Raw genomic sequence first — 14,603 nt, 5'->3', positions numbered from 1 at the left:
AGATTATTGACGGCCGGTCATTTCCTCTTTTAAGAAGCGCCCTGTTTCGCTTTTCTTCTGCTTGATTAAATCTTCAGGTAGTCCTGCAAACATTAATTTCCCGCCTTCTTTTCCACCTTCAGGCCCCATATCAATAACCCAATCGGCCGTTTTGATGACATCGAGGTTATGCTCAATAATCAATACGCTATTGCCACGGTCTACGAGTCTGTTAATAACCCCTAAAAGGACATTGACATCTTCAAAATGGAGACCTGTGGTCGGTTCATCCAGGATGTAAAAGGTATTTCCGGTGTCTTTTTTAGAAAGTTCAGTGGCAAGTTTGACCCGCTGTGCTTCTCCACCAGAAAGTGTAGTTGAAGACTGGCCTAAGGTGATGTAGCCCAGCCCAACATCTTCCAAGGTTTTTATCTTACGGTGTATCGATGGAATATGCTCAAAGAAAGCTACAGCATCGTGTATACTCATATCTAGAACGTCGGAGATCGATTTGCCTTTATACCTGACCTCTAGAGTCTCCCGGTTGTAGCGTTTGCCATGGCAGGTTTCACAAGGTACCTGTACATCGGGGAGAAAGTTCATCTCGATGATTTTCATGCCTGCACCTTGACAGGTCTCACAGCGTCCACCTTTGACATTGAATGAAAACTGCCCGGGTTTATAACCTCTGATCTTTGCCTCAGGTAGCTGTACAAATAATGTGCGGATATCCGAAAAGACTCCTGTGTAGGTTGAGGGGTTAGATCGGGGAGTACGGCCAATAGGGCTCTGATCTATTTCGATGACCTTGTCTATATGTTCCAAGCCCTCTATACTTTTGTAAGGCATAGGTGTGGCTTTGGCTCTAAAGAAGTGTTTGTTGAGGATAGGGTAGAGAGTACCTGTGATCAAACTGGACTTGCCAGAACCCGATACGCCGGTTACCAATATCAATTTGCCCAAAGGGAAGTCTACAGAGACATTCTTTAGGTTATTCCCCGTCGCTCCTTTCAAGGATAAGGTATGACCATTTCCATCCCGGCGTTTAGTAGGAATTTGAACTTCCTTTTTGCCATTTAAGTAATCGGCAGTTAGTGAGTTGGCTTTTAGGATCTGTTTTGGTGTACCCTCGGCTACGACCTGGCCACCATGAATGCCTGCTGCCGGTCCCATGTCTATGACATAATCTGCGTGCAGTATCATGTCTTTATCATGTTCGACAACCAAAACCGAATTGCCAATATCGCGTAGATTTTTTAAGGAGTTAATCAAACGCTCATTGTCCCTTTGGTGAAGACCGATACTAGGCTCATCCAGTATATACAATACATTGACCAATTGTGAACCTATCTGTGTAGCTAGGCGTATACGTTGGGCTTCCCCTCCAGACAATGTTTTGGAAGAACGGTCTAGGCTGAGATAGTTTAGGCCGACGTCCAGTAAGAATCCCAAACGGGTACGTATTTCCTTAAGGATTTCTACAGCGATTATCTTTTGACGTTCGTCAATGCGTTCTTCGATATTCTCAAGCCAGTTCATTAAAGAAGAAATATCCATCGCAGCGAGCTCGCTGATATTTTTATTGTCAATTCTAAAATGAAGTGACTCCTGTTTTAGTCGTGCTCCTTGGCAGCTAGGGCAGCAGACTTTGGTTCTGTAATCCTCCAAGGCAGGAGCGTCGTCGCTGGTCTTTCCGGTGTATTCTTCAAGCATTTTGAATATACCAGAGAAACTTACTTTATACTCCCGAGCACCGTATGAACCATAAGATACAGTCAGGGAAATAGGTTCTTCCGCACCGAATAGCAGTGTGTCAATCTGTTCTTCTGTCAGTTTTTCAACAGGAGTGGCCAGTGTAAAATCAAATCGTTGTGCAACAGCTTTTAACACGGCGAAGTTCCAAGATTCCCTTACAGGTCCTAGTGGTATAATGGCTCCTTTTTGTATGCTGAGTTTACGGTCTGGAATGACCGTATTCTTGTCGATTTCGAATATATAACCCAAGCCATCACATTTAGGACATGCTCCATAGGGAGAGTTGAAAGAGAACGTATTGGGTTGCGGTTCATCGTAGGATATACCCGATTCCGCATCCATAAGGTAACGGCTGAAGAACTGCTCTTTTGTGTTTTCTTTATTTGCTATCTTGATAATACCTTTGGCAGCTTTCATCGCCTGTAATACTGAGGTGTATAGGCGTTTGCGATCCTGCTCTTCGACCATCAAACGGTCGACAACGATTTCGATGTCGTGGATTTTGTAGCGGTCAACCTGCATCTTGGGTACTAATTCTAGCAACTCCCCATCGACACGTACTTTGGTATATCCCTGTTTCCGGATTTGTTCAAATAACTCTCTGTAATGTCCTTTGCGCCCTTTGACAATCGGTGCTAAAATGTAAATAGCTTCTTTGTCAAAATCTTCTAGGATCCGGTCTACAATCTGGTCTTCAGACATACGTTGCATACGTTTGCCACTTACGAAAGAGAAGGCTTCACTCGCTCTGGCGTATAATAGACGTAAGAAATCGTATATCTCGGTAATCGTTCCTACCGTGGATCTCGGGTTTTTGCTCGTTGTTTTTTGCTCGATCGAGATTACTGGACTTAATCCCGATATCTTGTCGACATCGGGACGTTCCATACCGCCTAGAAACTGACGGCTATAGGCAGAAAACGTCTCCATATAGCGACGTTGCCCTTCGGCATATATCGTATCAAAAGCTAAAGAGGATTTGCCTGAACCGCTTAGTCCGGTAATCACTACTAGTTCGTTTCGTGGGAATGAGATGTCTATGTTTTTGAGATTGTGTACACGGGCACCAAATACCTCAACTTCATTCTGATCTCCTAAATCTACTGCTTTTGTTTTTGACATGGAACGTTAAGTTTTTGCAACTTGCAAAGTTACTGAATATTAATTGGACTTTATAGAAAGGACTTCGGTGGAGTTTAGCTTTTTTAGCATTAATAATGCTTTTATTTGTAAATTGTACCAATTAAACCGGGGAATTTGTGAAGAAACTAGATTTAAGTAAGCAAGAGAAAGAAGTTGTAGATCAGGCGTTGCAGCACTGGTATGAGCAGAAGCTGCTTGATGCAGATAAAGTGCAGGAATTGCAAGAAAATATGGATGAACGTAGCTTTGAATGGAAAGTTCTGGCGCGGTATGCGTTCTGGGTAGCATTGGCTTCGTTGATTTTTTCTGTCGTTTCTCTTTTTGCGGACGATATGTTGGTTCGCTTTGTTGAGCAATTCTATGAAACACCAAATATTGTGTTCTGCCTGTTCTTTGCGGGATTGGCGGCAGCTTTCTATGTGCTTGGATTTCGGAATAAAAAACGGTATCCCGATAAGACCTTTTCCAATGAAACACTGATGCTGTCGGGGGCTTTTTCTACAGCTGCGAGTATTGGCTTTCTTGGGCAGATCTTAGATCGAAATACGCACTATTTTACGATACTCTTTTTTATTTCGATTTTAATCTATGCCGTGTTGGCTGTGAAATTAAAGTCAAAACTGATTTGGGTATTTACATTGGTTGCATTAGGTGTCTGGTTTGCGACGGAGACGGCCTTGCATAGCGAGTGGGGGTGGAAATTTTGGGGGATGAACTTCCCGTTGCGTTTTACTATTTTTGGTGCTTTGCTTACTATGTTCTCGATTTGGATTCAGCCGCGCTGGAAAGCGTTGGATGAGTTCCAGTCTACTAGCTTTGTCATAGGTCTGCTATATACGATGATCGCTTTATGGTGTCTATCTATCTTTGGAAATTACAGTGATTTTGAAGCTTGGACTCAAATACGGCAATACGAAATTTTATATTGGGGATTATTGGCGACAATTGTTTCGTTGGGATTGGCGTTATATGGATTAAAGAAGAAAGATGCTGTGATACGGGATATCGGATTTGTGTTTTTTCTTTTGAATCTTTACACTCGTTTTGTAGAGTATCTTTGGGATAATATCAATCGTACAATTTTCTTTCTAATCCTAGCCGTTTCTTTTTGGTTGGTAGGGCGTTGGTCCGAAAAGATATGGAAAAAACAGAGCACCTCATGAGAAGTGCTCTGTTTTTTTAGTTTATTTTGATACTGTAGGTGATGTCCACACCTCCTGCTGCAAGCATATCATGTACTGAGCAGTATTTCTTTACGGCAAGTTCTGCTGCTTTTTGAGCCTTAATCTCATCGATGTCACCTTTTAGGTAGAAGCAAATATGGATTTTGGTGAAAATATTAGGGATTTCATCTCGACGGTCTCCTTCTACTTCTACCCGTATATCTTGAATATCTTGTCGTTGTTTCTGTAAGATGGTCGTTAGATCGAATACACTACATGAACCTAATGCCATCAATACCAATTCCATGGGGCGTACGCCTTTTTCTTCACCACCTATAGATGCTGGGCCATCAATATTAATCTTGACCGCGGACGATGGGCTGGATGCCTCAAAATGCACGGCGTTGTTGACGCGTTGTAATACTGTTTTCATTTGTTTACTGTTTTTTGATCAATGACCAATACGTGTAGGTATCGGTAGGGCGAAGTCGTATAACAACTTCTGAATTGTCTATCAAACTTAGCAAAAATGCTTGGTCTAAAAAAGAGTTGGTGCCAAAAAAGGCACCCTGTCGATGAGGGTGCCTTTTATATAATGTCGGATTCATTGCGTTTTAAGGCATCTTGACTCCGCGATATTGCATAGCATCGACTTTGTCCAGTTGAGTGCCATATTTAGCGTTGATTGCATCGATGAAGATATTGGCCATAATGGCATATCCTATCGGTGTAAGGTGTACACCGTCTAATGAAAAGACATTTCCAGTGATGTACTTGTTGCTAATGGTTATACCATTATATACATAACCATTTTTGACCTTGTTTAAGAAGGCATGGATATCAGCTACTGCTAAATCTCTGCTGTTAGCTACCTCTAATATCTTCTTGTTATATTGGTCAATACGTGTTTTGACCTCTGCAACCTCAGCTTCATCCAACACATATTGGCTTTCGATGGGATTGTTTGGGTGTAGACCATAGGGTATTTTTTGATCATTAGGTTTTCCTAATAGGCCTGAAGAAGCAAATGGCAGGACAAACATGTCTTTATCGGTGGCAGGTCTTGTACCAGCTTTAGTCGCTATAAAAAGAGCAGTAACAGCTGGGCCTCCTTGTGCCTGTGAAGCTGCAGTAGCAGCTTGTAGTAGTGCTTGTCGTGTTACCGTAGTGAGAAATGGAACTGCAGACACGTCAGGAATAGTCGCAATGACTCCCTTTCGGTTGTTTGTTGTCAAATCATTGATGAAGTCTGTTAGATTATTACCAAAGGTATTGATATCGGTAAGAGTACTGGTCCCATCAGTTTTTTCTACACCACCATTGGTGGCATAGCCTAAGGCGTCATTGTTACCAAGGCTAAAAGAGAAAAAAGTATGGTTTTTGGATGTTGCAAAGGCACGATAAGTTGTCATGACTTCTTGATCCGTGAGTAGTCTTTCAAAATAGGGATTGCCTTTTACAGAGCCGAGTCCTGGGATGTTAACCATATCGAGACGCATCCCCGGAACACCGAGGTTATTCACTTCGTCGGTATATTTTGTATATAAAGGCGTATTGTTGGGCGATAACCCTCTAACCGCTAGTTTGTCGGTGACAGGCTCAGTTACCGGTTGCCCATTGACCAAAGCTTTCAAGCGGATATAGCCCGAACCATTGGACTGACTTTCTGTAAAGAAAGGGGATTTGAATTCACCTCCTCCATGCGCTTTCATTTTTTCGGCAAGCAATACTGGGAAAGCCAATTGTTGGCCTTCCAAATATAACCCTCCATCGGCAAAGCCCGCCGTCAGCGAGTTACCTATAGCGATGTATTTGGAAAAATCGGGCTTTGAAGTACCTGTATTTTCATTGGGCTTTGCATTGTCGATTTCAGGTGCGCAGGATGTTGCTAGGGCACATGCTACAAGGCCTATATAAAGTTTAATGTTTTTTTTGAATCTTTTCATCTGTCAATACCTTTAAGTTATTACCATTTGTAGCTGAGTGAAATGCCGGGAGCATGGATGTTGGTCTTGAATGTTCCGTTCAGACCTGTTACAGCATTGGTTACTGTGCGTTCCAAAATACGTTGGAAGGTGTATGCTCCGGTCAATTCAAATCTATCCGAGATATCGTAGGTGAAGCCTAGTGAAGCCATGACACGATTGTTGTCCGGTGTCTCCGCATATACGTATTCTGCCATGACCGGACTATAGACATAGCCAACACCCGTTCTTAGATCAAGCTTATCTGTTGCTTTATAATTAATACCAGCTTTGCCGGAGAAGGCATTTTGATATTTTTTTGGCTGATAGGTGTCTTCTAATGCTGAAGTATTGTCTTTGTAGTCAAAAGTTAAAGACTTGTAGATGTCGTAACCGATAAATGTTCCATCTGCTGCAATATCTATACGTTCACTAACGGGGAAGGAGATACCTATGTTGAAAGAAGCGGGTAACGGCAATTCTGCGTCAAAAGTGGTCGTGGGAAATGAAGCCGCTAATGCCTCAGGTACCGTAAATTTGGCATCTCCATCTTTTAATTTAGTGATGACCTTGGAGCGGTAGCTAAGGGATACTGAAAATTCATCCTCTAAGTTGTAGTGGACACCTAAATTATAGCCCGTCCCGGTACCCATTCCTGATAATTCAGCACGGCCAGGGTTACCATTTGCGTCAAATGTAGGTATTGATCGTGATAGATCAACGAAGCCTAGATTATAAACAAATCCTCCACCTATGCTAAAGTTCTCCGTAATTTTAAAGCTCAAGGTCGGCTGTATGTAAATGGCACGCATCTGTAGATGATTCAGCTCATATTTACCTGGCCAATCTTGTCCCCAATCGACTGCACCACCAAATGGGGTATAGACTCCAAGTCCAGCTTTCCACCAAGTATCTTTTGGACCAAATGTAGCGAATATCGAAAAAGGAGGGGTAATCTGGAACTTTGTATCATACTGTCGTGTAGAGTTGACTTCTTTAAAGGCAGATCTATACATGACGGCAGATGCTCCGGCAGAAATGGCATTGTGATCCATCTTGACGAGTGCGCCCGGATTATAAAATATGCTGGATTCATCAACAAATAAAGCAGAACCAGCGCCTGCCATACCTAGGGCCTTTATGCCTTGTGTATTCACTTGTGAGCCTTGAGCAAATAAGAGAATTGGGCTAGCTAATAGAAACGATAATAGTAGTTTTTTCATAAGCTTACTTTGGTTAACGTATTTCTTTAAAATACAATGCTAACATAGTATTTTTTTTTCAATTAAAATAATTTTATGACTTTTTTTAATAGGCGTAATCCTTGAAAATTACTATCTTAATGGCATTAAATATTATTATCATGAGTCAAGTTTTATTTAAAGGTATAACAGTTAACACGGCAGGAAGTTTGCCTGCTGTCGGAACTAAATCTCCGGATTTTTCATTAACAGCCGCAGATTTATCACAGAAGTCTTTGTCAGATTTTTTAGGAAAGAAGATTGTTTTAAATATTTTTCCAAGTATAGACACGGGCACTTGTGCGATGTCTGTACGTACTTTCAATCAAAAGGCAGCGTCGATGGATAATACTGTGGTATTGTGTATATCGAAAGATTTGCCCTTCGCACAGGGACGGTTCTGTGCTGCCGAAGGAATCGAAAATGTAGTGACTTTGTCAGAATACAAAGACAATGCTTTTTCTGAAGCGTATGGTGTTCGTTTTTCAGATGGTCCCTTACAGGGATTGCTAAGCCGTGCAGTGGTCGTATTAGACGAATCTGGAAAGGTTGTCTATACCGAGCAAGTTGCGGAAACGACTAACGAACCTGACTATGAGGCCGCGATTGCGTCTCTGTAATTAGTTCAGTTTGATAGTCAATAATATCTCTCTTGTCAAAATAAGAGAGATATTATTCTCGTGTCTAGTAGAGCGGTGGTCTATCTAGAGTAAAAGAGCTGTGCAAATGGCTTTTTTTTTAATAGGTATTCGTGAATCCCCTGCATTTTTTCTAAGTTTGGCTAATTTTGTATTATGAAGGAATCTACTACTCAAAAGGTCGCACTTATTACGGGTGTCACGGGTCAAGACGGAGCCTATTTGGCTGAGTTTTTATTAAAAAAAGGCTATTTGGTGCATGGATTAAAGAGGCGAAGTTCACTCTTTAATACGGACCGTATTGATCATCTCTATCAAGATCCTCATCTCGATAATAGAAATTTTGTCTTACACTATGGCGATCTTACGGATTCCACAAATCTGATTCGAGTTATCCAAGAAACGCAACCGGACGAGATATATAATTTAGCAGCTCAATCACACGTTAAAGTTAGCTTTGACACTCCCGAATATACCGCCAATGCGGATGGGATAGGGACGCTAAGGATTTTAGAAGCGGTCCGTTTGTTGGGATTGATCGAGAAAACAAGAATATATCAAGCTTCTACCTCAGAACTGTACGGCTTGGTGCAGGCAGTGCCACAAAGTGAAACTACACCTTTTTATCCACGTAGTCCTTATGCCGTAGCTAAGATGTATGGATACTGGATTACGGTGAACTATCGTGAGGCCTATAAAATGTATGCGTGTAATGGAATTTTGTTTAACCACGAGAGTCCAGTACGAGGGGAAACTTTTGTAACACGCAAAATTACAAGAGCAGTAGCTAAGATTGCGCTAGGATTGCAAAGCAAGCTTTTTTTAGGTAATCTTTCTGCCCAAAGAGATTGGGGACATGCTAAGGATTATGTTGAAGCGATGTGGCTTATACTGCAACAGAATACTCCTGAAGACTTTGTTATTGCGACAGGAGTGACGACCACTGTCCGGGATTTTGTACGTTTAAGTTTTGCGGAGCTCGGTGTGACGGTGGAGTTCAGTGGTAAGGATGAACAAGAAAAAGGAGTCGTTATAGATCGTGACGACGAAAGGCTGAAAGAATTGGGAATTGATCCAGAAGGCATAAAATTGGGACAGACTGTCGTGAAAGTGGATTCGCGTTACTATAGACCGACAGAAGTCGATTTATTGATTGGTGACCCTACAAAAGCTCAGACACAGTTAAATTGGATACCAAAGTATGATCTACAGATGCTGGTGTCTGAGATGGTGCAGTCTGATCTTCATTTGATGCGTAAGGAACAGTATTTAAAAGGCGGTGGTTTTGAGACACTTAACTATTTTGAGTAGTGCTTTTTTTTGGAATAGTTTTTGTTGAGTACTTTTCAGTTATGGGAAATAGGAGTTTAAACGCGAGTTTGGTATTAATTGAAGGTCTGATATGGAGTTAAGCAATACATCTGTCGAGAGTGAGGTTCCGAATAATAAGAAGGATAACTCGAAGATTTATTTTTTTATGATTGCTATAGCTTCGCTACTGGCAACCAATATCTATTTTTACGTAAAATTTAAATCATCTGGAGAGAAGCTCTATACCGTAGCATTGCAGAAAGAAAATCTACAAATTGAAATAGACCGTATAGAGGCTGAATTAGATAATATTAAGAATCAAAATATTGAAGGTCTACCCGAGAATCTCATTCAGGAAGAACAATTTGCGCGTAAAATAATTGATGATCTACGTACAGAGCTAGAAGATTCCAATATCTCAGATACGCAGATACAAGCCGCTAAAGATCAGATACAGAAATTAAAAAAGAATGTTTCTTCACTAAAAGATGAAGCAGGGGAGTTGAAACTTCAAAATGATATTCTTTTAAAGAGAAATAAGGAGCTAAGTTCGACCGTAAAGGAAAAAAGCGATCAGGTGGAAAATCTGAAAGAGCGGAATGAGCGGTTAAACGAAAAAGTAAGCATTGCTTCTTCTGTTAAAGTTTCTAGTATTTTGGTCAATGGTGTAGAGAAAACGCGAAAAGGTGAGTTGGAGATAGAAACTAAAGCGAAGCGAGTGGATGATTTGCAGATTAAGTTTTCTATTGCTGATAATCCATTAGCCAAGGAGGGCAGTAAAGAAGTTTTTGTTCGCATAATTGACCCACAAGGTAATCTCATTGCGAAAGCGGGAGATGTGTTTTATGTACACGGGGATAAGCTCCAGTTTACTTTTAAAGAGAACATTAACTTCACAAATAGAGGTGAAGAATATCAATTGCTATGGAGAGATGTTAATCGGTTTAAGAAAGGGGCCTATACGGTACTCTTATATGCCGATGATGCAATCATGGGTAGGTCAAGTGTAGTCTTGAAATAGTTTTATCTACGATATATAAAGTCTATGGGTCGTCAATACGTTATTATTGACGGCCTTTTCTTTTTTATATTGATTACGCCGCAGACATATGTCATATGTCGATGAAAGGAGGAAGTTCTAGCACTGCAAATGTAAAGCGTAAGGACATTGTTTTGTAAAGTATCAATATGGTTTGGCGAGTTGCGTATTGATAGATGGTATTTCAGCAAACTTGTAAGGTGTTTGTTTAGGCGCTAAGAAATAAAAAAACAGCGTTCGAGTTTTCGAACGCTGTTTTTTATGGCTTAACTTTTTTATAGTTAATGGTCGTAATTTTCTTTCTTTGGAAAAACGAGGGAGGCCACAACACTAATCGCTAATATGCTCAAAATAATAATTAAGGAGTGGGATGTTGTAAAACCCCATTCTTTAAGCCAATCATGTAATAGCATTTTTGCTCCGATAAAAATCAATAGAAACGCTAAACCAACTTTCAGATAATGGAATTTGTGAATGATGTTGACCAAAAGGAAGAACATCGATCTTAGTCCCAATACCGCAAAGATGTTCGAAAAGAATACAATATAGGGATCTTTTGTTACGGAGAATATCGCGGGGATGGAGTCTACCGCAAAAATTAAATCGGTGAATTCAATCACTAAGAGGACCAGAAAAAGAGGGGTCATATAGCGTACTCCATTTTCAATATGAAAAAAATTGCCCTGGTCCATTTTCGATGTTACCTTAAAATATTTTGAGGCAAATTTGACTATAGCATGATTCTGAGGGTCGACTTCTTCTTCTTGATTTCTGTTGATATACATCATAAATCCGGTGTATACTAAGAAGGCCCCAAAGACATAAAGTATCCAACCGAATTTGGCTATTAAGGCTGCTCCAACAAAGATAAAGATGCAACGTAGGATAATCGCTCCTAGAATTCCCCATACTAATACTTTATGGTAATAGCGTTCAGGTATGCCGAATGAGGAGAACAGTAATACCATAACAAAGATGTTATCCACTGATAGAGCATATTCGACGACGTAACCCGTAAGATATTCTAAAGTTAGGTTCTTGTTGTAGAGATGTAAGCTGGCAGCTAGATCATTTTCCACTATTTTTATATCGTGGTAATGTTTAGCAACAATTTCTTTCAAACGTGCGATGTCGTGCACATTATGTAATTCATTACCCCAGAAATAAAGAACTAAGCCGAAACCTAAAGCAAATAATATCCATATTAATGACATGATGGCTGCAGCTTTTAGACTTATAGGTTTATCACTTTTACTAAATAAACCGAGGTCAATTGCCAGCATGAGGATGATGAAGACTATAAATCCTCCAAAAAACATTATCTCGTGACTCATATTATTTTTTTCTTTCTGTTGTAAATGTTACTAACTGCTTAAGGCCTTCTTTATAAACGTTGTCAGGGAATTTTGCTAAGATATCGAATGCTTCCTGTTGGAATTGCATCATTCTTTCGGTAGCGTATTCTAAGCCTCCACTACTCCGTACAAACTGTATGACCTCTTCTACCTTCTCATTGTTTTCGTTGTGATTCTTAACCAAATTAATGATTCGGCGTTTTTCGGTAGTTGAAGTATTTGACAAAGCATATATTAACGGTAGCGTCATCTTTTTTTCTTTGATGTCATTACCTACGGGTTTGCCAACATCATCCAATCCAAAGTCAAACAAATCGTCTTTTATCTGAAAAGCTAATCCTACCTTTTCTCCGAATAATCGCATAAGTTCTATGGTGTCTGTATCTGCTTTAGCAGAAGACGCTCCGGATGCACAGCAAGATGCAATTAAAGATGCTGTTTTCTTGCGGATTATCTCGTAATAGATATCTTCTTTTATATCTAGTTTACGTGCCTTTTCTATTTGGAGTAGCTCTCCTTCACTCATCTGCTCAACAGCCTCAGAGACGATTTTTAATAGATTGTGTTCATTACTGTTAACCGAAAGAAGGAGACCTTTGGAAAGCAGGAAATCTCCAACAAGTACGGCAACTTTATTTTTCCATAAAGCATTGATTGAAAAGAAACCCCTTCTTTCATTTGCATTGTCTACTACATCGTCATGTACAAGCGATGCGGTATGTAGCAATTCGACAAGCGAAGCTCCACGATAGGTAGATTCAGTGATCTCTCCACATAAGCCTGCAGCGAAAAATACAAACATAGGACGCATTTGCTTTCCTTTCTGTTTGTATAAGTATTGGGTTATAATATCTAAAAGTGGAACAGAGCTTTGCATGGACTGCTTAAACTTCGTTTCGAATGTCGAAAGCTCTGTTGCAATGGGGCGTTGTATCTCCTTTAAACTAAGCATGAATGATGGTAAATACCAATTAGCGTCTATTTATACGCAATAAAGATAACAAAAATCCATTAGATAGATTCTACCGATTCTTCTAATTTAGTATACCATTCTGTGCCATACTCACGGATGAGGGGATCTTTTAAGAATTTGTAGACAGGGACCTGAAGTTCTTTGCCAAAGCTACAGGCATCTTTACAGATGTGCCACCTGTCGTAATGTAAGACATCAAACTGAGGATAGTGTGTGGTTCGTATAGGGTATAGATGGCAGGAAATTGGCTTCTTCCAATCTACTTCGCCTAGCTCGTAGGCTTTTTCTATTGCACATTTTGTGATCCCATTTTCCCAAGTGACATAGGCACATTCCTTGTTGCCGTCCACACAGGGAGTCGTTAGGTCTCCGTCACTATCGATTACATGCGTCCCTTGTTCCTCAACGGCCTGAATGCCTTTTTCAGTCATATAGGGCTTTATTTTTGGATAGATCTCTTGGAGTACTGCTTTTTCAGATTCTCGTAGTGGTGCACCAGCATCTCCCTCTACACAGCAGATTCCTTTACATTTCGATAGGTTACAAACAAAATCATTGCTTATCAAGTCCTCATGGACTAATACATTATCAACCTCAATCATGATTTTACTTATTTTGAATAGCTCACTTTTTTTCCTAATTCATACTTTAACCCATCAGCCTTTGTTAGTTCCATCGTGACAGAACCTATTAAAATCTCTACTTGGGCCTTTACAGGTATACGATTACCATCGTTTGTGACCCAAAGATACAACTTACTGTCCTTTTTGAAGATACGGCCAGGCTTGATTTCAGGACTTAATTTAATACAGTCAAGTGTCCCTAGACTTGTTTTTATCTTTTCGGTACCTATATATTCTACCTTTAACTCTGCAATTTCGTCGTTCAAGAAGTAGGTTATCTTAAAGGTGTCTCCGGTTTTCAATGAAGACAGATCTAGATTCCGTGAAAAGTAATATGCAGATAATAAGTCAAAGATTTGTGAGGTCTTTCCTTTAAAGGTTCCTTTGGCTCCTTTTACTGTAGAATTTCGATGATCGAATGTAGCGTATTCTTTTCGTGTATAGCTGTTTTCATGGATGTCTTCAGTATATAGATAAGGCTGGTAGGTATTTCCATCGATATAGGAGTCATATTTGTTTTTGACAGTATAGAAGATAGAGAATGCTGAGGATGTCTGTCCGAAGGCATTCAGATGGAAAGTATTCTTGTTACTGAATTGCAACTGGGACTTGTTTACAGATAGTACACCATTAGCAGCGGATATGATACCGTATCTTAGTTTATAAGAGAGTTTTTCACCTTCTTTAAAAGTAGGTTCTTTTAGATAGGGAAGAGATTGGGCAAAGCTCCATGTGAAGCTAATAAACAAAGCAAGTAAGGTAATGTAGGCTCTTTTCATATATGTTCAAGTTGTTCAATAACGGGCGTAATTTGTTCTGATTGTCTTCTTAGATCGATCAGAATAGAATATCCTCATTAATATACCTAAGACGCTTCAAGATCACCGATGGTTTAATTTTTTCGCTTAAACACAGGTACAGTAGAGCAGGGCTCTCCGTACATGATGCTTTTGGCCACCAAGCTAAGCTTATGGGTGAAGGACACAAATGCACTTTCCGGAACATAGATGTCACCACATCCTTTCACGACAATACGTTGGTCATTATAAACCGTATAGTCTATAGCTTGCATAGCTTCAGCGAATAAATTGCGTACAACTTCGTCTCTCGTTCCAAAATGTATAGTTTTGGCAAAAGGAGTGAGCTTATTGGCTAGGATCATATAAGCCCAGGTTGGAACAATGGCATCTGTAGAGCAAGTAATCGCCATATGTTTGTCTTGATACTGAGACCAGTCGTGCTGTTTGACAAAATCTCTGAAATCTTTCTCTTTTAGTATCAATCCATGGAAGAGGTTCTCCTTGATGTCATAAGTTAGGATATCGTTCTCTATAGGCGCATATTCTGCTAAATCAATAGTGATAAGACCACTTTGTGCAACTTTATTGACTATGTTCTCTTGAATATCCATATGCTAAA

General features: G+C 40.1%; 13 protein-coding genes. 4 read left to right on the top strand and 9 right to left on the bottom strand.

What is annotated here, in order from left to right; genetic code table 11:
- Positions 1-3 precede the first annotated feature (3 nt).
- Positions 4-2,856, bottom strand: coding sequence for an excinuclease ABC subunit UvrA (gene uvrA / locus CLV99_RS16320; RefSeq protein ID WP_133585592.1), 2,853 nt, complete (start codon positions 2,854-2,856; stop codon positions 4-6).
- Positions 2,857-2,993: 137 nt separating this feature from the next.
- On the opposite strand from uvrA, the gene CLV99_RS16315 reads away from it, so the two are divergent.
- A complete protein-coding gene (locus tag CLV99_RS16315) occupies positions 2,994-4,040 on the top strand; it encodes a DUF2157 domain-containing protein (protein WP_133585591.1) in 1,047 nt (348 codons plus the stop codon).
- Positions 4,041-4,056: 16 nt separating this feature from the next.
- On the opposite strand, the gene CLV99_RS16310 is transcribed toward CLV99_RS16315, so the two are convergent.
- From CLV99_RS16310 to CLV99_RS16300, 3 genes are all read right to left on the bottom strand, one after another.
- Positions 4,057-4,473: an OsmC family protein gene (locus CLV99_RS16310; protein WP_133585590.1), complete on the bottom strand. Its 417-nt coding sequence runs from the start codon at positions 4,471-4,473 to the stop codon at positions 4,057-4,059.
- A 181-nt stretch (positions 4,474-4,654) separates the two neighbouring features.
- Entirely contained in the window at positions 4,655-5,986 is a 1,332-nt protein-coding gene (locus tag CLV99_RS16305) for an SGNH/GDSL hydrolase family protein (RefSeq protein ID WP_133585589.1), read from the bottom strand.
- Positions 5,987-6,006: 20 nt separating this feature from the next.
- Positions 6,007-7,227 (bottom strand): OmpP1/FadL family transporter, encoded by a 1,221-nt coding sequence (locus tag CLV99_RS16300; protein ID WP_133585588.1) that lies wholly within the window; start codon positions 7,225-7,227, stop codon positions 6,007-6,009.
- 140 nt (positions 7,228-7,367) lie between these two features.
- Here CLV99_RS16300 and tpx point away from each other — a divergent pair, with 140 nt between their 5' ends.
- The 3 genes from tpx (at position 7,368) to CLV99_RS16285 (ending at position 10,215) form a co-directional block, all read left to right on the top strand.
- Positions 7,368-7,865, top strand: coding sequence for a thiol peroxidase (tpx, locus tag CLV99_RS16295; protein WP_133585587.1), 498 nt, complete (start codon positions 7,368-7,370; stop codon positions 7,863-7,865).
- A 174-nt stretch (positions 7,866-8,039) separates the two neighbouring features.
- Entirely contained in the window at positions 8,040-9,194 is a 1,155-nt protein-coding gene (gene gmd / locus CLV99_RS16290; protein WP_133585586.1) for a GDP-mannose 4,6-dehydratase, read from the top strand.
- 91 nt (positions 9,195-9,285) lie between these two features.
- Positions 9,286-10,215 (top strand): hypothetical protein, encoded by a 930-nt coding sequence (locus CLV99_RS16285; RefSeq protein WP_133585585.1) that lies wholly within the window; start codon positions 9,286-9,288, stop codon positions 10,213-10,215.
- Between the two features lie 299 nt (positions 10,216-10,514).
- Here CLV99_RS16285 and CLV99_RS16280 read toward each other — a convergent pair whose 3' ends face one another.
- The 5 genes from CLV99_RS16280 to CLV99_RS16260 form a co-directional block, all read right to left on the bottom strand.
- Complete coding sequence (locus tag CLV99_RS16280) at positions 10,515-11,567, bottom strand: TerC/Alx family metal homeostasis membrane protein (RefSeq protein ID WP_133585584.1); 1,053 nt, start codon at positions 11,565-11,567, stop codon at positions 10,515-10,517.
- A gap of 1 nt (position 11,568) precedes the next feature.
- A complete protein-coding gene (locus CLV99_RS16275) occupies positions 11,569-12,540 on the bottom strand; it encodes a polyprenyl synthetase family protein (protein WP_133585583.1) in 972 nt (323 codons plus the stop codon).
- A 59-nt stretch (positions 12,541-12,599) separates the two neighbouring features.
- Positions 12,600-13,163 (bottom strand): DUF3109 family protein, encoded by a 564-nt coding sequence (locus CLV99_RS16270; protein WP_133585582.1) that lies wholly within the window; start codon positions 13,161-13,163, stop codon positions 12,600-12,602.
- 8 nt (positions 13,164-13,171) lie between these two features.
- Positions 13,172-13,963, bottom strand: coding sequence for a DUF3108 domain-containing protein (locus CLV99_RS16265; RefSeq protein ID WP_133585581.1), 792 nt, complete (start codon positions 13,961-13,963; stop codon positions 13,172-13,174).
- Between the two features lie 113 nt (positions 13,964-14,076).
- Complete coding sequence (locus CLV99_RS16260; protein ID WP_133585580.1) at positions 14,077-14,595, bottom strand: DUF2480 family protein; 519 nt, start codon at positions 14,593-14,595, stop codon at positions 14,077-14,079.
- Positions 14,596-14,603: the final 8 nt, after the last annotated feature.

The sequence above is a fragment of the Sphingobacterium yanglingense genome (assembly GCF_004363245.1).
In the GTDB taxonomy this organism is placed as follows: Bacteria; Bacteroidota; Bacteroidia; order Sphingobacteriales; family Sphingobacteriaceae; genus Sphingobacterium; species Sphingobacterium yanglingense.
Note: the sequence above shows the minus strand (reverse complement) of the source record. Positions and strands in the feature narration are given on the sequence as shown.

Bases quoted from the DNA above. Each gene is read 5' to 3' on its own strand.
- uvrA (WP_133585592.1), bottom strand. From the start codon at position 2,856: ATGTCAAAAACAAAAGCAGTAGATTTAGGAGATCAGAATGAAGTTGAG.
- CLV99_RS16310 (WP_133585590.1), bottom strand. From the start codon at position 4,473: ATGAAAACAGTATTACAACGCGTCAACAACGCCGTGCATTTTGAGGCA.
- CLV99_RS16305 (WP_133585589.1), bottom strand. From the start codon at position 5,986: ATGAAAAGATTCAAAAAAAACATTAAACTTTATATAGGCCTTGTAGCA.
- CLV99_RS16300 (WP_133585588.1), bottom strand. From the start codon at position 7,227: ATGAAAAAACTACTATTATCGTTTCTATTAGCTAGCCCAATTCTCTTA.
- tpx (WP_133585587.1), top strand. From the start codon at position 7,368: ATGAGTCAAGTTTTATTTAAAGGTATAACAGTTAACACGGCAGGAAGT.
- gmd (WP_133585586.1), top strand. From the start codon at position 8,040: ATGAAGGAATCTACTACTCAAAAGGTCGCACTTATTACGGGTGTCACG.
- CLV99_RS16285 (WP_133585585.1), top strand. From the start codon at position 9,286: ATGGAGTTAAGCAATACATCTGTCGAGAGTGAGGTTCCGAATAATAAG.
- CLV99_RS16280 (WP_133585584.1), bottom strand. From the start codon at position 11,567: ATGAGTCACGAGATAATGTTTTTTGGAGGATTTATAGTCTTCATCATC.
- CLV99_RS16275 (WP_133585583.1), bottom strand. From the start codon at position 12,540: ATGCTTAGTTTAAAGGAGATACAACGCCCCATTGCAACAGAGCTTTCG.
- CLV99_RS16270 (WP_133585582.1), bottom strand. From the start codon at position 13,163: ATGATTGAGGTTGATAATGTATTAGTCCATGAGGACTTGATAAGCAAT.
- CLV99_RS16265 (WP_133585581.1), bottom strand. From the start codon at position 13,963: ATGAAAAGAGCCTACATTACCTTACTTGCTTTGTTTATTAGCTTCACA.
- CLV99_RS16260 (WP_133585580.1), bottom strand. From the start codon at position 14,595: ATGGATATTCAAGAGAACATAGTCAATAAAGTTGCACAAAGTGGTCTT.